This is a genomic window from Edaphobacter paludis (assembly GCF_039993895.1).
Classification (GTDB): domain Bacteria; phylum Acidobacteriota; class Terriglobia; order Terriglobales; family Acidobacteriaceae; genus Edaphobacter; species Edaphobacter paludis.
The window spans coordinates 2,812,551-2,831,721 of record NZ_CP121194.1 but is presented as its reverse complement, the minus strand read 5'-3'; the positions used below and the strand labels follow the sequence as shown (position 1 = coordinate 2,831,721).

Here is a 19,171-nt window from a genome sequence, read left to right as displayed (position 1 = left end):
GAGAGAGCCAAAGCTAAAGCCTTGGCGTACCCAGAGGCAACTGCAACGCAATAGCATTTGAAATAGGCGATGGCGCGGCGTGTGATGAAGCTGAAGTAGGGTAGTTCTGCGATAAAGTCGGAGTGATGAGCGAGAGCGCGTCCTTAATATCTGTATCGAAGCCGGCGATGCGCAAACTTCGGTTGCTTCCTTTGCTCGCGGCGACCTATTTCATGGTCTCGGGTGGACCGTATGACCTTGAAGACATCATCGGCTTTGCCGGATATGGCCATGCACTGCTGCTGCTGGGGTTGTTGCCGTTTTTCTGGAGCTTTCCGACAGCGTTGATGCTGGGCGAACTGGCTGCTGCGGTGCCTGAGGAGGGTGGATTCTATGCGTGGGTGCGCCGTGCAATGGGGCCCTTCTGGGGATTTCAGGAGGCGTGGCTTTCGCTTGCTGCCTCTGTCTTCGACATGGCGATTTATCCCACGACATTTGTGCTGTATCTCGCACGCATTGCCCCTTCGCTGACTCGTGGGCATCGGGGAATTGTGCTTGAGCTTGGTGTGGTCGCTCTGGCTGTCCTGTGGAATTTGCGGGGCGCAGCGGCCGTGGGTGAAGGTTCGCTGCGGCTGTGGATTCTTTCGATCTCTCCGTACCTCATTCTTATCGTGATCGCTGTCTATATTGGTCTGCGGGGTGCGACCGGGCCATTTGGTGGCCATGCTTCACTGGCGCCGCCTGTGCATGCCGATTACTCCACAGCGATCCTTGTCGCGATGTGGAACTACATGGGTTGGGACAATGCCACGACCATCGCAAATGAAGTCGAGAATCCGCAACGTAATTATCCTCGCGTGATTTTGATTGCCGCGGTGATGGTGATGCTTACCTATGTCATTCCTATTGCCGCAATTGCGTGGGCCGGCATTCCGTCGGGCCGGTTTTCGACCGGGGCGTGGGTGGATGCGGCACATATTCTCGGAGGGCCTGCGCTGGCGTTTACGGTGGTGCTGGCGGGTTCGCTTGACGATGTGGGGACATTCAGCAATCTCACGCTGTCTTACACGCGCTTGCCTCATGCGCTGGCGGAGGATGGATTCTTACCGATAGTGTTTACAAAGCGGCTGAAGAACGGCACTCCATGGGTTGCGGTGCTGGCCTGTGGCTTCTGCTGGGCGCTGGCGCTGGGGTTCAGCTTTGAGCGGCTGATTACTATTGACCTGGTTCTCTATGGACTGTCGATGATTCTGGAGTTTGTTGCGCTGATCGTTCTGCGTTATAGAGAGCCTGAACTGCCGCGGCCTTTTCGCATTCCCGGACCCGACTGGGTGCCTGTCTTGCTCGGGCTTAGTCCGGCGGCGCTTGTGCTTTACGCGCTCTATGCGTCGCGAACGGAGACGGTGGCGGGAATGTCAGCGCTTGCCTTTTCCTCACTGATTGCCGCTTGTGGTTTGCCGCTGTATCTTCTCGCAAAGCTGCGGATGAACGGCAGAGCTCAACGACTAGATGAGCGGTAGAGTCGCCCGTCGTTACACTGCTGGCCGCTGCTGCGGCGCAAGGAGAAGCGGAGCATACGCGAGAGTTCCTTGCAGTTAAAAGACTACCTTTAATGCCGCTTGAATCTGCCGGGCTCCGGTGGTGCCGTCGTTCTGGCTGAGCTGCGATTGCGAGACGCCGAAGGTGGGTGACGCGATGCTCAGCGAAGACGCAGGGGGCGAGGCGAGGTTGGGGTGGTTGAAGACGTTGTAGCTTTCAGCGCGGAAGATCAGCTTGACCTGCTCACGCAGGGTTTGCGTCTTTTGGAAGACTACGTCGGTGTTGACGAAGCCGGGGCCGTAGAACTTGTTGCGATGAAGGGAGAGGTTCTGGCCGTAGGGCGCGTTGGCAAAGGCGGCGGCAGCGGGACCGGTGATTTTGCCTGACGCGACGATGGTTCCGCGACCGGATGGGTATGGCGCTCCGACGAGCTGTGGGCGGTTAGCGGCGCCGGTGTGGAGGTTGTCGCGGGTGCCGCGAAGATCGAACGGCAACCCGGTCTGAACCTGCTGGATGCCGGAGAGCTGGATGCCTTCGAAGATGTGGCCAACGAGGTTGCTGTTCAGGTGTGTACTGCCGATGCCGATGGGCAACGCGTAGGTGGCTGCTAAGACACCGCGTTGGCGGACATCAAAGTCGGAGTTGCCATATTCGGGACTGAGATCGTAGCTGTTGCGCGGGAAGAAGGAATCACCGGCGCCGGGATGGATGGGGTCGCTGCCATTGTCGAGAGAGTGCGACCAGGTGTAGCTGCCGGTGAAGGTGAGGCCGCCGACCTGCCCGGAGAGCTTGGCTTGCAGGGCGTTGTAGTTGCCGCTGACGACCGAGGTCTCGAACGCTTCGTGATAGAAGGCGTTGTTGTTGACCATGGGGCCGAAGCTGGTGCCGTTGGCGTCGACCCCGCCCTGGTAGAGGGCGTCGAAGGTAAGGGCATCGGGTAGAACGCCAGCGGCGAGGGCTGCCTGCACGAGATTCGGCTGGGGCGGGGCTCCGTCGATGGCGCGGAGTCCATGGGTGCTGTGATTGCCGACGTAGTTTACTTCGAGGGTGAAATTGTTATTGATCTGATGCTGGATGCCGAGATTGTAGCTCTGGCTGGTCGGCATTTTGAGGTGTGGATCGATGACGACGGGCGCTGTAAGAAACTGGCCGTCGGTGATGTTGGGGGAGGGGGTCAGCTCGCCGGGAAAGGCAGTGTTCTCGACCGTCGGCGTGGTGGATGTACCGTCGAAGGGGTACTCGTTTGCCTGTGCCTGGAAGGGGGGATTCGATTTGGCGCTGCCGAAGAGGTTGTCGAAGACGCGGTCGTGGAAGATGCCGAAGCCTCCACGGATTGCGGTCTTGCCGTCTCCGTTCAGGTCGTATGCAAAGCCGATGCGAGGCTCGATGAGCTTCCAGCTATCGGCGTAGAGCTGACGCCCGGTTCCGGAACCGACGGAGGTGAAGCTGAAGTAGCCAACGGCAGGCACGGCAGCGGAGGCATCGCCGAGGAAGGTGGAAAGGTTGCCGTCCTTCTCGTAGGGCACGCCGTTGAAGGCGTAGCGGAGGCCGAGGATGGCGGTGAACCTTGAGTTGACCTTCCAGGTATCCTGCGCGAAGGCTGCACCTTCGTGCTGGCGGAAGCGGGCGACGTCATTGGCGCGGCGAACACCGGCGCGGGTGAAGAACTGATTCTCGGAGGAGTTGGCGACGGCGCCCTGCGCGCCCCAGATTAGGTCCTCGAAGCCACGTACGCTGGGAGAGCGGTGACTGCCGTAGAAGCTGTAGGAGGGATAGCCGAAGATGGTGAAGTTATCCAGAAGAAGCAGATTGCGCGAATTGAAGTCGGTGAAGTTGTTGTCCTTGACGCTGCGGTACTCGCCGCCGAATTTTATGGAATGCGCGCCTTTGGTGAAGGTAAAGGTGTCGGCGAAGAGGAGGGTTGAACTAAGCCGGGCCTGCGCGTTGCTGTCGCCGAGGGCGGAGCAACCAAAGATGAAAAAGTAAGGAATGTTGATGTCGCGACCGTTGCCGAAGGTGTCGGTGCCGGTGAGGGCGTCGATGGCTGCGTGGTTACAATAGTCGCCGCTGTTGCTTTGGTTGTAACCGGCGCGGAGGAGATTGGTGGCGCGGGCGGAGAGCGAAGAGGCGAGGGAGATGACACCGTTATGATTCGTGTTGATATTGCTGAAGTTGCCGTAGCCCGGGAGCACCTCATCGTGGAAAGGGTTGCTTTCGGCGGCGTGGCCATAGATGTAACGAACGGTTAGCTGATGTTTGTTCGTCAGCTTCTGGTCGAAGCGGCCGGTGAGGTTGTAGGAGTTCAAGGCATCCAGAGAAGGGAAGAAGTAGGTGGTGCTGACGCCGTCGCCGTTGTCGGCCTGTCCGACGGGCGCGAGAGCGAGGATCTTTGCGATAAGCGGGTCTTGTCTGAGGCCGGAGATGTTGTCCGGGTTGGTGGTTGGGTCGGCGGTGAGATCAACGGGTGTCTGACTGCCTCCGATGGGATCGGTGTAGGTGAACTTGCCGGTTCGGAATGCGGCTGTTGGGGTGGTCTGAAACGAGGTGCGGGTGGTGCGGAAGCGCTGAACCTCGGCATTGAGAAAGAAGAAGGTGCGGTCTTTCCAGACCGGGCCGCCGATGGATGCGCCGAAGTCGTTGCGGACATAGGGGTCCTGCGGGCCGTTCTCTTTTTTGTTGAAGAAGTCGCGCGCGCCAAGTGCGTTGTAGCGTCCAAACTCGTAGGCGTTGCCGTGGAACCCGTTGCTGCCGCCACGGGTGACGACATCGACGATTGCGCCGGTGTTGCGACCGAACTCCGCGTCGAAGTTATTGGTGATGACGCGGAACTCCTGCGTGGAGTCCGGATTAGCTGCGGAGATGCCCTGCTGGCCGCCAGGAACTGAGGTATCGTTGTTGTCGCCGCCGTCGAGCATGAAATTGTTGTTGCGGTCGCGCTGCCCGTTGACCGAGAATCCGCCTACATTATTGGAGGCGGTGACGACCCCGGGGGCTAGAAGGACCAACTGGTATGGATCGCGCAGAATGAGAGGGAGATCGTTGATCTGTTTGGCGTTGACGACGGTCGAGAGCTCGAAGCTGTTGGTCTCAATCGGAGCGGTCACGACGTCCTGCACATCGACCGAGGTGGCTGCGGCGGCCACAGACAGAGTGAAGTTCAGCGGGAGAATTGCGGCGATGTTGAGAACGACGTTGCTGCGAGTGAGTGGCTGAAAGCCCGATGCGGCGACGGAGACAGTATAGATGGACGGGGGCAACGCGGCGAAGTTATAGAGGCCTGCCGAAGTTGTCGTCGTTGTGCGCGTAATGCCTGTCGAATTGGAAATTGCTGTGATGGTTGCGTTCGGAACGAGAGCGCCAGCAGGATCGAAGATCTGGCCGGTGACGCTGCCGGTCTGCGCGAATCCAACTCCAGCCATAGCAACGAGGGCCAACAACGCGGTACACAGGCTTCCAAGACGCATTAACAAACTCCCAAATCGAGAACGATATTTTTTGTTACAGGTTTATGAAGCTAGACGAAGCAGAAAGATGCGGGTGGTCATCCTGATTAAGAATAATGGGCTGATAGATCGGATAGGGGCCCTAAACTAATTCTGAAGGGTACGAACATCGCGGTCAAAGCAGAGGTCGTAGATATCTAATATCTTCATTGATTGTGGGCTGAACTGTTATCCCTCCTTTGGGGGATAAGTGAATCGGATTATTTTCGAATCCATCGCTTGGTGAGGGGCAGGAGTTGCCAGTATGCGATGGCGGTGTTGTGATGGGATTAAGATCATCTGCGATTTTGCGTGCTACGGCGATGCGGTGTCCCCGAGTTTGGCAGTGAGACTTGGAATCTTTTTGGAGAGTGGTTTGGGAGCGTCCGACTAATGAATATGAAAGCTATGCACGAAAGCGGTTCACCGATGGCCCCAGACTGGCATGGCCGGGCTGCGGTTACTCTGACGAATGGCTTGGTCGAGGTAAAGTTGTTGCCGGGCGGAGGGCATCTTGCCTGGTGGGGATTTGTCGAGGGGAATGGGCCCTCGCAGGATAATTTGCTTTGGGAGACGCCTTGGGAGACAGCCGATCCCGGTTCGCCTGCTCATGCGGTGATCGCGGAAGGATTCGGGGACGAGGAGGCAGGAAGATATCTCGCGTCGTATACGGGGCATGCGCTCTGCCTTGATGGATTTGGAGCTGCCAGCAAAGCGGATGCGGCAGCCGGGGTTTCGCTTCATGGCGAAGCGCCGAATGTGATGTGGGCAATCACGACGCAGGACGCGAACAGGGTTTTGGCCACTGCGGAATTGCCCGCCGCGGGATTGCGCGTGGAGCGGCAGTTTTCGCTGCCTGAGGGGGAGAGCGTTTTACGCGTCGATGAACGCGTGTCGAATATGCGGGATACCGAGCGACCGCTTCATTGGGTACAACATGCGACGTTCGGTGTTCCATCCAGTGTCAAGGGCGGAGGTCGAGCAACTGCCTCGGTACATAATGGGATCACATCGCCCGCCGACTATGACGGTCGCAATCTACTGGCGCGCGATGGAGCGTTTACATGGCCGTATGCGCCGGGTGCCCATGGCGAGAAGGTAGATCTACGCGAGCTGTTTGTCCAGGCTAGAGCGGGCTTTATAGCGACAACGCAGCAGAAGGCAGGGCGCGAGCATGGGTTTGTCGCAGTTTGTCATGCGGAGATTGGATTGGCGGTGGGCTATCTGTTTCGTGTGGAAGATTTTCCCTGGCTTGCGATATGGGAGGAGAATCAGGCACGCCACGATCCACCCTGGAACGGCCACGTGCAGGCACGCGGAATGGAGTTTGGCACGACGCCGCTGCCACTGGGAAATGAGGCCGTCGATGAGCGCGGTCCATTGTTTGGGAGGCCTACGTCACGCAGGATTGGGGCCAATGAGACGTTGCGCGCTCCGTGGCTGCTGTTTGTGGCCGCCATTCCGCAGGGTTGGCAGGAGATTGAGGATGTGCGCGCAGAAGCAGATGAAATTGTGCTGATGCATGGGAGAGACGAGGTGCGCGTTAGTGCGCGGGGTGTGGGTGCATTTCTTGGGAAACTTTGAAGACATGGATTTGATTCGCTGCCTGTGATGGCGGGCGGCTTGCGTTGCTGTGCCTTGCGAGAATGTAATGAGTAGAGGTGGGGTCGCGGGGGCGGTGTGGCTGGCTTGTGGATCGGGCAGTGGCAGGAGTGGATTCGGGAGCGTGCAGCCGAAGCCGGGTTTGATACGGCTGGGGTCGCGCCTGTGTATGGAACTGAGAGTGATCCGGGCAGGGTAGATGCCGAACGGTTTGCCGATTGGGTAGAGGCGGGTCGGGCAGGCGAGATGGACTATCTGAAGCGCAGAAATGAACATGGGGTGTTGCTGCGCAGCGGAGTCGAGGTGGCGATGCCGTGGGCGCGGTCAGTGGTGGTATGTGCCGTGAATTACAACGGCGATGGGCCACTCTCGATTCAGCCGGCAGGGGAGGGAACCGGTTGGATTGCGCGGTATGCGTGGAGCGGGCGGCGGCCCGAGGGGGGCGAAGATCTGGTTCCTTCGGATTATCACGATGAGATGCTGGGAAGGTTACGGCGGGTGGAGGCAGCGCTCCATGAACGGTATGGGTGCGAGACAAAATGCTACGTGGACACGGGGCCGCTGGTCGAGCGGGCTGCGGCGGCCAAGGCCGGAGTCGGTTGGATCGGCAAAAATGCATGTGTGCTGAATCAGCGATTGGGGTCGTGGCTGCTATTGGGTGTGATCGTAACTTCGCTGGAGGTGGCGGCAGGTGAGGAGTTACAGGTGGCCGCAGACCGTTGTGGAAGTTGTACGCGGTGTATCGACGCTTGTCCTACTGATGCGCTGGTTGAGCCTAGAGAGATGGATGCTTCGCGGTGTATTGCTTATCTGACGATTGAAAAGAAGGGATCGATTGCGGAGGAATTTCGCGAGGCGATGGGGCGGCAGGTGTTTGGGTGCGATATCTGCCAGGACGTATGTCCCTGGAACAGGAAGGCACCTGTGGCCCGAACCGAAGGCATGCTCACCCGTCCGGAGCTGGTGAATCCGGCGCTGGAGTGGCTGGCGGGAATGGATGCGACAGAGTTTCGGCGATGGTTCAAGGGCTCCCCGATTGAGCGGACGCGGAAGAAGCGGCTACAGAGGAATGTGGCCATTGCTATGGGGAATAGCGGCGAACCGCGTTTCGTTCCGCAATTGGAGACATGGAGTACAGGGGAGGATGAGGTTTTGGCGGAGAGCGCCCTGTGGGCGTTGGAACGGATTCGCGGGGTTGCGGAAGGGGACGGACGGTAAAGATCAATGGACGTTGGTGGGAGATGACATAGCGCATCCGATATTTGGGTAAGCGCTTAGTCGTGAGCGCCTCTGCTAGCATCGAATGCGACGGCGACGGTTTTCTCGTCTGCTGCAACTTTGCCATGGCCCCTCGCGTACCCGATAAAACCGTTCCACCTGAGCCACCTGCTACGACAGAGCCGGAGAAGCCTGATCTGCCGCCGAAGCCTATGGAAGAGGTGCAGCCAGTCGTCGCGAAGAGCGGCTTCTGGGCGCCGATCGTTGCGCTGTTGCGCTACCTTACGCAAACCGAGGTGCATACCTATGCGTTCAGCGTGGCAGCCAATGCGATTCTTTCTCTGTTTCCGTTTATTGTGCTGCTGCTGACAGTTTCGCGAAGGATCTTTCATTCCCGGTCGATGGAGACCGTGGTTGGCGAAATGATGAAGAGCTTTCTGCCGACGGGACAGGATTTTGTGATGCGCAATATGCAGCTGCTGGCGCATCCGCACAAACGGACGGAGGTTTTTTCGCTGGTGATGCTGCTGATTACATCTACGGGCGTGTTTCTGCCGCTGGAAGTAGCGCTGAATAATGTCTGGGGCGTAAAGCAAAACCGAAGTTATTTGCGTAACCAGGCAGTATCCGCCGGGTTAGCGTTTGGAGTTGCGGTGCTGGCGATGGTGTCAATTGCATTTACGACGGCGCAGAGTTCGGTACTCGAGTTGGTCTTCTTTGGCCATACTCACAATCGTGTGTTCAATTTTGTTTCGTTCAGCTTTATGAAGATTTGCGCAGCTTTCGCAAGTATTCTGTTGTTCTTCCTGATCTACTGGGTGCTTCCAAACAGGAAGGTTCCGGCGCTGGCTGTTCTTCCTACGGCGATTGTGACGGGACTGCTTTGGGAGGGCGCAAAACATCTGTATGTGCAGGCGCTCCCGTGGCTGGATTTTCAATCGGTGTACGGACCTTTTTACATCTCTGTCGGGTTGATGATGTGGGCATTTCTGTCGGGACTACTGCTGCTGGCGGGAGCGCATTTTTCAGCAACGCGATATACGCTCCGGCTGGCCCGGCAAGAAGAGCGAGGGGAAAAGGGGTGACGCAGGATACGCTGAGAGCTCGCGTGCAAGGATGGGCGAAGCGGCTTCCCACTGGATTGCCGGGAGCTGCGCTATGGCTTGCGTTGTGGTTCTGCGTGCTGCTTGCCTTGCGGTTGCTGCCGGGCGGGTGGGGAACGTTTTTTAATGTCACGGAGATTTTTGTTGGAGTGGCACTCGTAGCTGTAGCCGTTCCACTGGCTGTGCAGTTGGTGCGCCGTCGAATGCTGTGGAGCCTGCGGAACAAGCTGGTGCTGACCTACCTGCTGATCGGGCTTGCCCCGGTAGTACTGTTCGTAACGCTTGTGACGATTACAGCGTATATAGCGGCGGGACAGTTTGCGATTCATCTAGTGGACTCGCGACTGCAGGCCGAACTGGGCCAGATGTCGGGGGCGAATGCGCATCGCACAGACCTGATTGCTGAGGCGTTGGGCGGCAAGCCGTCGGTGGAGGAGATGGAGGAGCGGGGCGGCACGACGAATCGCTTGGATGCCTCAAGAATGCGACTTCATCCAGCGACGAAGGCGTATATCAATGGAGCGCCGATTGCGTTAGATCCTGTTGCTGGGAAGACTCCGCTAGGATTGCCCCCTTGGGCGGCGGAGCTGAAGACCTCAGAATTTCAGGACCTTGTGCTCGATGGTGGGGAATTGTATCTCGTAGTTGTTCATCAGCGACGGCTGGGCGACGGCCGAATGTTCAGCCTGGTGAACAGCACGCCAGTGGATGGCGCGCTGATGAACTTGATTGCAGATGGGTTGGGAAGGGCCGTGCTGTTTCCGGAGAGCGTGGGCAGTCTTGCGGAGGAGCGAAGGGATGTCGCTGCCGAAAAAACAGGGTCCTCCGCCAAGCCTGCCGTAGGAACGGGACGTAGATCAAAAAGTGCCAGTGGGATTGTAGGGGGCAGTGAGCCGAGTGCAATGAACCTGGCTGACGTTCGCGTGCGTTTTATGTCGACGATGTCGATGACGGACTGGGGTTCGGGAGACCGTGACAGCATTTTGATTGAGGTGGATTCGCGGCCGGCGCTACTGTATCGACAGCTTTTTGGTGGTTCGCTCGGTGGAGTGATTACGAGCGGGATTCGACTTGGATTGATTGTCCTGTGCGTGGTATTTGCGCTGATTGAACTGCTGGCGCTGTACATGGCGATTCGGCTGAGTCGGACGATTACGGCCTCGGTCACGGATTTGTATGAGGCGACGCATGCGGTAGACCGCGGCGAGTTGAACCATCGGATTGGTGTAAGCCGGAACGACCAGCTTGCGGAGTTGAGCCGCTCCTTCAACACGATGACAGGTTCGCTGCAGCGGCTGCTGGCGGAGCAAAAGGAGAAAGAGCGCCTGCAGAGCGAGATCTCCATCGCGCAAGAGGTTCAGGCAAACCTGTTTCCGCACCATATATCGAATATGGCGAACCTCGAACTGCACGGGGTCTGCCGTCCGGCGCGTTCGGTGAGCGGTGACTACTATGACTTTTTGGTCTTCCATGAAGAGGCGAACGAGGGTGTTCCGTCGCGGCGAGAGACGGGGGTGGGCATTGCGATTGGGGATATCAGTGGGAAGGGGATTTCGGCGGCGCTTTTGATGGCGACATTGCACTCTGCGGTGCGGGCCTACCGGTTTGCGAGCGAGGAGCTGGTATACAGCGAGACGACACTGGAGGGTCTGATGGCGAGCCGGGAAGAGCGGGGAGGAGATCATGATGAGTTGTTCGAGTCACCCGGGCGCATTCTCTCGTTGCTGAACCGTCATCTCTACCGCAGTACGCAGCCGGAGAAGTACGCGACGTTATTTTTGGCGCACTATGATGCTGCTTCCGCCATGCTGACCTACTCGAATGCGGGACAATTGCCTCCCCTGGTGCTGGGGCGCGATGGAACGATTCGCCGGTTGGATCAGGGAGGAACGGTTGTGGGTCTGATGGACGGGATGCACTATGACGAAGACCGCTTCCAGATGCGGCCAGGCGACATCTTGGTGGCTTACTCCGATGGTGTGACAGAGCCGGAAAATGACTTTGGGGAGTTTGGAGAGGCCCGGCTGGTCGATGTGGTGAACCGGTATCGCGATGAGCCTTTGCACGTGATCTCTATGAAGGTGATGCAGGCTCTCGATGCCTGGATCGGAGCGGAAGAGCAGCCCGACGACATTACGCTGGTGCTTGCCAGGCAGACTTAGGGATTGCAATAATTCATCAAATATGATGAACTATTGACTCAATATTGGAGGCCAACTATGGCAGCCGCTCTCGTCATTCCTCACATCGCCGGATATGCATTCGATGTTTCTCCAGACCTCTCCAATCTTCCGACGCGTGAACGCCTCAGCCCGGCCGCAATCAAGGGCTTTCTGCGAATCATGGAGAAGTGGGGAATCAAAGATACAGAAGCACGGCAGCTGCTGGGAGGACTCTCCTCAGGCTCTTACTATGGATTCAAAAAAGAGCCGAAACACCGGACGCTCGATCAGGACACGCTTACACGCATCTCGCTTCTGGTTGGGATATTCAAGGCCTTGAATATCCTTTACAGCAAGTCGCTGGCAGATGCGTGGATAAAACTCCCGAATCGCAATTCCATGTTCCGCGGAATGACGCCGTTGGCATACATGATCCAGCGAGGGCTACCGGGGATGCTGCATGTACGTCAACTGCTCGATGCGCGTCGTGGTGGGCAATGATTCCGGCAGTTGCCGAAATTCAGCTTGAAGATACGCATCGCCTCATTCCGTCGAAGTACAGCGCGAGCGGCACGGTGCTGTCGCGACTTGCGGAAGATGAGTCCAGTCTCAGCGATCTGATGGAACTGGATGGAGCTACGAACGACCGTCTGCTCGGCGAGGAGGGCCTGCTGCCGGGCATCAGTGTCCATGAGTTGGTCTACGGCGTGCGCTACGCTCATATCGTCAATGCTGCGTTCACCCATGCCGGGCCGATGGGAGGGCGGTTCAATAACAGCGAGCGCGGGGCCTGGTATTGTGCCGTGGAGAGAGAGACTTCGATTGCAGAGGTCGCGTTTCACAAACTTAGACAGCTAGAGGAAGTGGATTGGAATGAGGAAGAGGTCTCCACGTTCGACGATTATCTCGCGGACTTCACAACCCCGTTACAAGATCTTCGTGCGTCCAAGCCGCAGTATCGAAGATTTCTGAAGGCGGGACCAATTCCTGATTGTTATGCCGATTCTCAACAGCTTGCCGTGGTGCTCCTGGGGCAACAATCGAATGGGATTGTTTATCCGAGTGTAAGGAAGAAGGGTGGTACCTGCATCGTCTGCTTCAGGCCGACGCTCGTCTATAACGTGCGTCAGGCTGCCCGGCTTGAGTTGCGGTTGCTGGCGGGAAGAGAGTTTGCAGACAGTGATATTCGTGAAGTACCACTCAATATGTAGACGACGATGGCAAGTCTTTGTTGCCCTTTGCGTAATGTTAAGAGAGAAGACCGGAGAGCTATGCCAGTACAGCGCGGAATAACAGCATCATGGATATGGGCAGCGTTGCTGCTGGGTCTTTTGGGGAATGCAACAGCCAACGCAACGGCGAAGCGGATGGAGCCGGTGGACTACGTTTCGCCCAACATCGGCGGCATCGGTCAACTGTTGACAGCGACTGTTCCCTATGTTCAGACACCCCATGGGATGGCGCGTATCGCGCCAATCACTACGCCCGGGATCACCGACCGCTATCTGGCGGACAAGATCTATGGATTTCCGGCGGGACCGGCGATGCTGATGATCTCGACAGGTAAGCTGAGCACGCAGCCGAAGGACTACGCTTCGACCTTCGACCACGATTTCGAGACAACGACGCCGTACTATTATGCAGCCGATCTGCAAAGTTGGGGTATTAAGGCAGAAGTTACGGCTACTCAGACGGCAGCATATTACAGGTTTGTACTGCCTGCAGGTTCTCCTGCTCACCTGGTCTTGAGTATGGAGGACGGAGCTGAGTTGAAGATCGTCGGTGACTCTGCGGTGGAAGGCAGCGAGAAGGTGGGTGGTACTGTCGCCCAATTGTCGGCGAAGGATGGTGAGACGAGGGAATATTTTTACGCAGAATTTTCCAAGCCTTTTCGTCATTACCAGACCTGGCAGAAAGATGCGCTGTCGCAGATTGGAACCCAGACTGGGGATCACATCGGATTCGTTGCAGAGGAGCCAGGAGCAGGAGGAGATGGGATCGAGGTCCGCGTTGGACTCTCCTATATCAGCACGGAGCAGGCACAAAAGAATCTTAAAAGGGAGATGGCGGGGCGAAGCTTCGAGCAGGTGAAGGAGCAGACGAGAGAGCTATGGAACAAGAGGCTTGGCGCGGTAGAGATCGATGGTGGGAGCGAGCAGCAACGCACGATCTTTTATACGGCGCTGTACCGCTCCCTGGGCCGCATGACGGATATTACGGAGGATGGCAAATATTTCAGCGGGTACGATCATAAGGTTCATGAGAGCAATGGGCATGATTTCTATGTAGACGATGGGCTGTGGGATACCTATCGCTCGTTGCATCCGTTGCAGCTACTTCTGGAGGCCCCGCGGCAGGAGGACATGATTCGCTCTTACCTGCGAATGTATGAGCAGAGTGGATGGCTGCCATCGTTTCCTTCGGCGGCGGGTGAACAGGCAGTGATGATCGGGCATCATGCGGCGGCCTATATTCTCGATGCGTACTTGAAGGGCTACCGCAATTTCGACGTTGAAGAGGCGTATCAGGCAATTCGGAAGAATGAGACACAGGCGACGATGCTGCCTTGGAAACGCGGTCCGCTAACGACCCTCGATCATGTGTATTTCGATAAGGGATTTTTTCCAGCGCTGGCTGCGGGAGAGATTGAGACGGTTCCGCAGGTTACGGGAGAGCGGCGTCAGGCAGTCTCAGTGACACTTGAGACGAGCTATGACGACTGGTGCACGGCCCAGCTTGCGAAGGCTCTTGGTAAGCAGGACGATTATCTCTACTTCATGAAGCTAGCGCACAACTACCGCAATGTGTTCGATTCAAAGATCGACTTCATGGCTCCAAAGAGTGCGGATGGGCGATGGGTGGCTCACTTCGATCCGAAGCTTGGAGGAGGCCAGGGAGGAAGAGATTATTTCACCGAGATGAACTCCTGGACCTATACGTTTCACGTGCAGCACGACGTTGCCGGTCTGATTCAGTTGATGGGAGGGCGAGACAGCTTCAACTCCAAGCTGGACCAACTCTTTGTAGAACAGTATGGAACATCGAAGTACCAATACCTTAGCCAGTTTCCCGATTCAACTGGCTTGGTCGGGCTTTATGCGCAGGGCAACGAGCCCAGCTTTCATATTCCGTATCTGTATGACTTCTCCGGGCAGCCGTGGAAGACGCAACGGCGCGTGCGCCAACTGATGGACATTTGGTATGGAGACGGGCCGCTCGGTATTCCGGGAGACGAGGATGGTGGTGAGACCTCGTCGTGGTATGTGCTGAGTGCAATGGGATTCTATCCGGTATGCCCAGGCAGTCCGGTATACGAGATTGGCAGCCCAATTTTTGCGAAGATTTCGATTCGGATGGCGAATGGCAAGGAGTTCACGATCATCGCAAATCACGTTTCCGCGCAGAACAAATACATTCAGTCCGCGCAGTTGAATGGAACAAAACTGGACAAGCCATGGTTCACGCATGCAGCGATTGCGAACGGTGGCAGTCTTGTACTCGAGATGGGAGACAAGCCCAACAAGGCGTGGGGCAGTGCTCCTGAAGAAGCTCCGCCTTCGATGTCTCCGGCAGATGCAGGCGTTGCAGCATCTGGAGGGAGCTAGAGTTGGAGGCGGGTATGAAGAAGAATTACCAGGTCTCAACGCCACCACTCTGATCGGACTGCAACGTTGCGTACTACCTCGGTGGGACGACCAGGCTCTGGCGTCCATAATGAGATGTTTTCCTGCGCAGCTACCTCAAACAGTCTTTGAATCGGCTGTCGCCATCCGTGGAGTGCCAGATCGAAAAGCCCCCAGTGTATTGGCATCATCAAACCTTTTCCACCTAAGGCCGTAAATGCCCGTGCGGCACCTTCAGGGCCGAGATGTATGTCTCCCCAAAGTTGGTGGTAGGCCCCAATCTCCAGCATGGTCAGATCAAATGGACCGTAGGTCGCGCCGATTTCAGCAAATCCATCCCACCAACCGGTGTCCGCACCAAAGTAGACCTTGTGTTCAGCCCCCTTCAGGACAAAGGCCGACCATAGTGTCTCAAACCGGTTGAACATCTTACGGCCCGAGAAGTGTCGAGTGGGGACTGCGATTATCTCAAGCGCGCCTTCTGCAACGGATAGGCTTTGCGTCCAGTCCAACTCCGATATCCGCGTCTCCTCTACTCCGAACCGCCGTAGGATTTCGCCGACGCCGAGTGAAGTTACCCAGCGTGCCTTGCTCACCGAATCGATCGTCGAGAGCTTTCGAATCGTGGCCTCTCCCAAATGATCGTAGTGATCGTGGGATACCAGAACAACATCGACTTTGGGCAGGCTCGACAGGGGTAAAGGTGCCGCAAAGAACCGCTTCGGCCCTGCCCATCGTATCGGCGATGCTCTCTCATCCCACACTGGATCAATCAACACCCTTGCGCCGTCGATCTCCACTAGCAGTGATGAGTGCCCCATCCACGTCACGCGCAATCCGCTCTCCGGCGGCCTTAGATACGTCGACGTCTCCGTTTTAAATGGCCCAAGAGGGCTGCGCGGCGTTCTTTCTTCCTTGTTGCTCAAGTAGAGCGGAAGTACCTTCAGGATCGTGCTCCATTCGCCCACCGTCGTCAGCACCGGATTGAGAAACCTCGGTCCCAGCTTCTTAGCCTTACGCATCATCGTCATATCTAATTGGATGTCCCCCGTAATAGCAATGCGGAAGTTTTTTAGATCAGCATCCGTCTCCCTCATTGAGACGGTGCACACCGCAGGCGTATTACATGCAACATTGAAGGTTTTTGTTTCGAAAGAAAAGAAAACTAAGCTGAACATCTCGTAATATGATTTGACTGAAAAGATACATAGGAGACCTCATGATGATTGCAACTATTCGGAGATTTCTGTTCAGAGGGGCGATCGTACTCAGCATTGTATTCGGCGTTTCCGGAGCAATATCTGCTGCGCCACTAGCGGGGAACGCAGCACCGGCATGGAATGGCTTGGCTCTCACTCCTCCCATGGGTTATAACAACTGGTCGTATTACCAATGCAATATCAATGAAGATTTGATCCTTTCGCAGGCAAAGGCGCTGGTTACGACGGGGCTTGCCAAGAAGGGCTACGACACGATCACGATCGACGATTGCTGGATGGCAAAGAAGCGCAATGTTGATGGGACGCTTGCTGCCGACGCCCAAAAATTTCCCCACGGTATGGAGTGGATGGGGCAACGGGTACATGCGTTAGGGCTCAAGTTTGGCATCTATGAGGATGCAGGTGACAAAACATGTGCCGGATTCCCCGGCTCGTGGAACTTCTTTCAAAAGGATGCCGATACATTCGCAAAGTGGAAGGTGGACTATATCAAGCTCGATGGTTGCAATGTGCCGAAGGTGCCGGGGAAAACCAACGAGGAAACCTACCGCCACGCATACAAGGCGTTCAGTGATGCGATTCTCCATACCCATCGCAAGATGGTGTTCTCCGAGTCAGCACCTGCCTATTTCCAATACACACCCGACGACTGGTATCTGGTACTGGGATGGGTCCCGAAGTATGGAAACCTTTGGCGCGAGGGTGACGATATTGCGCTCGGGCAATATTCGGGCGCAAGCAAATGGAAAAGCCTCAATTACAACTACAGCTATAACGTTGGTCTCTGGAAGTACGCTGGCCCCGGGCATTGGAACGATCCCGATTTCCTGTTAGTCGGCGATAGCGGCTTGAGCAACGACGAAATGCAGAGTCAGATGTCGTTGTGGGCGGTTATGGCGGCCCCGCTCATCAGCAGCACGGACCTTACGAAGGTCAGCCCATCTGCACTCGCTGTCCTCGGCAACCCGGACGTGATCGCGGTCGACCAGGATCCGGCAGGGGTGCAGGGGCACATCGTTCAGTTTGGCGAGACCTATGATGTACTTGCCAAGCCGCTTTCGAACGGCGATGTTGCAGTTGTGCTTTACAACAAGGGCAGCGCCAGTCAGAAGATTGCGACGACCGCATCGCTCCTGGGACTTAACAATGCCTCATCACTGACGCTCAAAAATCTGGTATCGAAATCTATCACCACGTCGCATGGTGAGATCGAAGCGACCGTTCCGTCACACGGCTCGGTCATCTATCGAGTCTCTGCGCGATAGATCTGGATGACGAGAGACTTGGTGAATGGAATTCATCCCATCGCCAGGTCACCCTTGATACAAGTCTTCAGACCCGGGCAGGACTCTCTTCTGCGCGCGATTTAGGCGTGGGTCAAAAGCAATTCACCTGCCCAGGACTGAATCTGTACTAAAATGATTGAAGTCGCGGAGAGGTGGCAGAGCCCGGTTGAATGCACCTGACTCGAAATCAGACATAGTCGCAAGGCTATCGGGGGTTCGAATCCCCCCCTCTCCGCCATATATCTAAAAATCCAAGCAAATCCGAATTTCAAGCAAAGCAGGCTTAATGGCGTTATCGCTTTGTCTTAATCCTTAATGCTCTGGTGTGATGCATTACATTAGAAGATCTGAGGGCGTTGAGCGAGATATGAACAGGCGAGCCTTTATAAAGGCGATGGGGGCAGTGGGGACGGTTGCGGGTGTGTCCAACGCTGCAAGTGGAATGGATCGCAAGCCACACCAAATGGTCATTATTCTGGGCGAATCAGTCCGTTATGACATGCTCAATTGCAATCGTCCAACTGGCTTGAAGACACCACATCTTGATCGCCTGGCTGCTCAAGGCGTCAGCTTTGATAAAGCCTACAATTGCCAGCCTGTCTGTGCGCCGGCACGATCTGCCATTTGGACTGGCCTCTACCCACATACCAACGGCGTGTGGGGAAATAGTATGGCGCTTGGCAATACCACCCACACGATTGGCCAGTTTGTGCACGATCATGGCGTGAAAGCCGCGTTTATCGGTAAGTGGCATCTTGACGGCGTGGATTATTTCGACACCGGACGTTGCGCGGCGGGCTGGGATCCTGACTATTGGTATGCCATGCGCGATTATTTACAGGAGCTATCACCGGAGGATAGAGTTCGCTCGCGAAATCCCGCAACTGGTGACGACCCGAGTTGGACCGCTGACCTCTGCTATGCGTTCCGATGCACCAATAAGGCCATCGATTTTCTCGCCAAACATCGACAGGAAGACTTTCTCCTGGTGGTTTCCTATGACGAGCCCCACGGTCCTTCCCTTTGTCCAATCGAATATAGTCGGGCATATAAAGACTATGAGTTTCCCCGAGATGGCGATCTTGATGACAGCCTCGAAAACAAACCAGCGGAGCAGCGCGTCTGGGCGGCAGGGCGTTTAGAAAAGCATCTTCCTGCACAAAAGGCTCCCCATTTTTTTGGATCGCACACCTTCGTAGATGCAGAGATCGGCCGTTTGATGGCAGCGGTCGAGAAGGATAGCCCTGAAGCTCTCGTGATGTACACCTCCGACCATGGCGTGTTCCTCGATGCTCATCGACTGATCGATAAGGGGCCGGCGATGTATGACGAGATAACCCACGTTCCCTTCATCGTTAAATGGCCGGGCCAAGTTGCGCCGGGCACTCGATCGTCCAGCTTGGTATCCCATATCGACATAAGCGGAACCATCATGGATTTTTTCGGTCTCGATGTGCCGAAGACGATGGAAGGCAAAAGCATGTTGCCGTTGTGGAAGGAACCCAAGAGTCCAGGGCGGGATTATACCTTTATCGAGTGGGGACGATACGAGGTCGATCACGATGGTTTTGGCGCGTTCCAGCCAATCCGTTGCATATGCGATGGGCGATATAAACTCTCGATTCATCTGATGACGACAGATGAGCTTTATGACCTGAAGACCGATCCACGCGAGATGAATAATCTCATCGACTCATCCGATCATGCGGCAATTCGAAACCATTTGCATGACAAATTACTCGATTGGATGAACGTCTCTCGGGATCCATTTCGCGGATATTACTGGGGTAGACGCCAGTGGCGACCGGAGTTTCCTGTGACATGGGCGAATGCAGGTATGACCCGCCAGCGAGAGAATGATGGCTATCTTCCTCGTGAGCTGGACTATGACACTGGGTTGCCGATGATAAACGCTACTAGGCCAAAATAGCCGATTTTCGAAGGAATGCGTTGCAAC

The 19,171-nt window shown here is 56.3% G+C and carries 12 protein-coding genes and 1 tRNA gene; 11 read left to right on the top strand and 2 right to left on the bottom strand.

The genetic code is table 11. The features are described from left to right. The first annotated feature begins 167 nt into the window (after window positions 1–167). On the top strand, window positions 168–1,499 hold the full coding sequence (locus tag P4G45_RS11760; RefSeq protein ID WP_348266665.1) for an APC family permease: 1,332 nt from the start codon (window positions 168–170) through the stop codon (window positions 1,497–1,499). Window positions 1,500–1,574: 75 nt separating this feature from the next. Here the strand turns inward: P4G45_RS11760 and P4G45_RS11755 are convergent, their stop codons facing one another. Then, entirely contained in the window at window positions 1,575–4,982 is a 3,408-nt protein-coding gene (locus tag P4G45_RS11755) for a carboxypeptidase-like regulatory domain-containing protein (RefSeq protein WP_348266664.1), read from the bottom strand. A 411-nt stretch (window positions 4,983–5,393) separates the two neighbouring features. Here P4G45_RS11755 and P4G45_RS11750 point away from each other — a divergent pair, with 411 nt between their 5' ends. The 7 genes from P4G45_RS11750 (at window position 5,394) to P4G45_RS11720 (ending at window position 14,690) form a co-directional block, all read left to right on the top strand. Then, window positions 5,394–6,584 (top strand): hypothetical protein, encoded by a 1,191-nt coding sequence (locus P4G45_RS11750; RefSeq protein ID WP_348266663.1) that lies wholly within the window; start codon window positions 5,394–5,396, stop codon window positions 6,582–6,584. Between the two features lie 96 nt (window positions 6,585–6,680). After that, window positions 6,681–7,820 (top strand): tRNA epoxyqueuosine(34) reductase QueG, encoded by a 1,140-nt coding sequence (gene queG, locus P4G45_RS11745; RefSeq protein ID WP_348266662.1) that lies wholly within the window; start codon window positions 6,681–6,683, stop codon window positions 7,818–7,820. A gap of 62 nt (window positions 7,821–7,882) precedes the next feature. After that, window positions 7,883–8,905 carry a YihY/virulence factor BrkB family protein gene (locus tag P4G45_RS11740; RefSeq protein ID WP_373694107.1) on the top strand — a complete coding sequence of 341 codons (1,023 nt, stop codon included), beginning with the start codon at window positions 7,883–7,885 and terminating at the stop codon, window positions 8,903–8,905. Continuing rightward, entirely contained in the window at window positions 8,902–11,085 is a 2,184-nt protein-coding gene (locus tag P4G45_RS11735; protein WP_348266661.1) for a SpoIIE family protein phosphatase, read from the top strand. Before P4G45_RS11740 ends, P4G45_RS11735 begins: the two co-directional genes overlap by 4 nt. Before the next feature lie 57 nt (window positions 11,086–11,142). Next, window positions 11,143–11,586 (top strand): MbcA/ParS/Xre antitoxin family protein, encoded by a 444-nt coding sequence (locus P4G45_RS11730; RefSeq protein ID WP_348266660.1) that lies wholly within the window; start codon window positions 11,143–11,145, stop codon window positions 11,584–11,586. Further along, window positions 11,583–12,296 carry an RES family NAD+ phosphorylase gene (locus P4G45_RS11725; protein ID WP_348266659.1) on the top strand — a complete coding sequence of 238 codons (714 nt, stop codon included), beginning with the start codon at window positions 11,583–11,585 and terminating at the stop codon, window positions 12,294–12,296. Before P4G45_RS11730 ends, P4G45_RS11725 begins: the two co-directional genes overlap by 4 nt. A gap of 60 nt (window positions 12,297–12,356) precedes the next feature. Next, window positions 12,357–14,690 (top strand): GH92 family glycosyl hydrolase, encoded by a 2,334-nt coding sequence (locus P4G45_RS11720; RefSeq protein WP_348266658.1) that lies wholly within the window; start codon window positions 12,357–12,359, stop codon window positions 14,688–14,690. Window positions 14,691–14,725: 35 nt separating this feature from the next. Here P4G45_RS11720 and P4G45_RS11715 read toward each other — a convergent pair whose 3' ends face one another. Beyond that, window positions 14,726–15,733 carry an MBL fold metallo-hydrolase gene (locus tag P4G45_RS11715; protein ID WP_348266657.1) on the bottom strand — a complete coding sequence of 336 codons (1,008 nt, stop codon included), beginning with the start codon at window positions 15,731–15,733 and terminating at the stop codon, window positions 14,726–14,728. A gap of 194 nt (window positions 15,734–15,927) precedes the next feature. Between P4G45_RS11715 and P4G45_RS11710 the strand changes: the two genes are divergently transcribed. The 3 genes from P4G45_RS11710 (at window position 15,928) to P4G45_RS11700 (ending at window position 19,144) form a co-directional block, all read left to right on the top strand. Further along, window positions 15,928–17,193 (top strand): glycoside hydrolase family 27 protein, encoded by a 1,266-nt coding sequence (locus P4G45_RS11710; RefSeq protein WP_348266656.1) that lies wholly within the window; start codon window positions 15,928–15,930, stop codon window positions 17,191–17,193. Window positions 17,194–17,360: 167 nt separating this feature from the next. Then, window positions 17,361–17,452, top strand: a tRNA-Ser gene (locus tag P4G45_RS11705). A 225-nt stretch (window positions 17,453–17,677) separates the two neighbouring features. Then, window positions 17,678–19,144: a sulfatase-like hydrolase/transferase gene (locus P4G45_RS11700; RefSeq protein ID WP_348266655.1), complete on the top strand. Its 1,467-nt coding sequence runs from the start codon at window positions 17,678–17,680 to the stop codon at window positions 19,142–19,144. Window positions 19,145–19,171 lie beyond the last annotated feature (27 nt).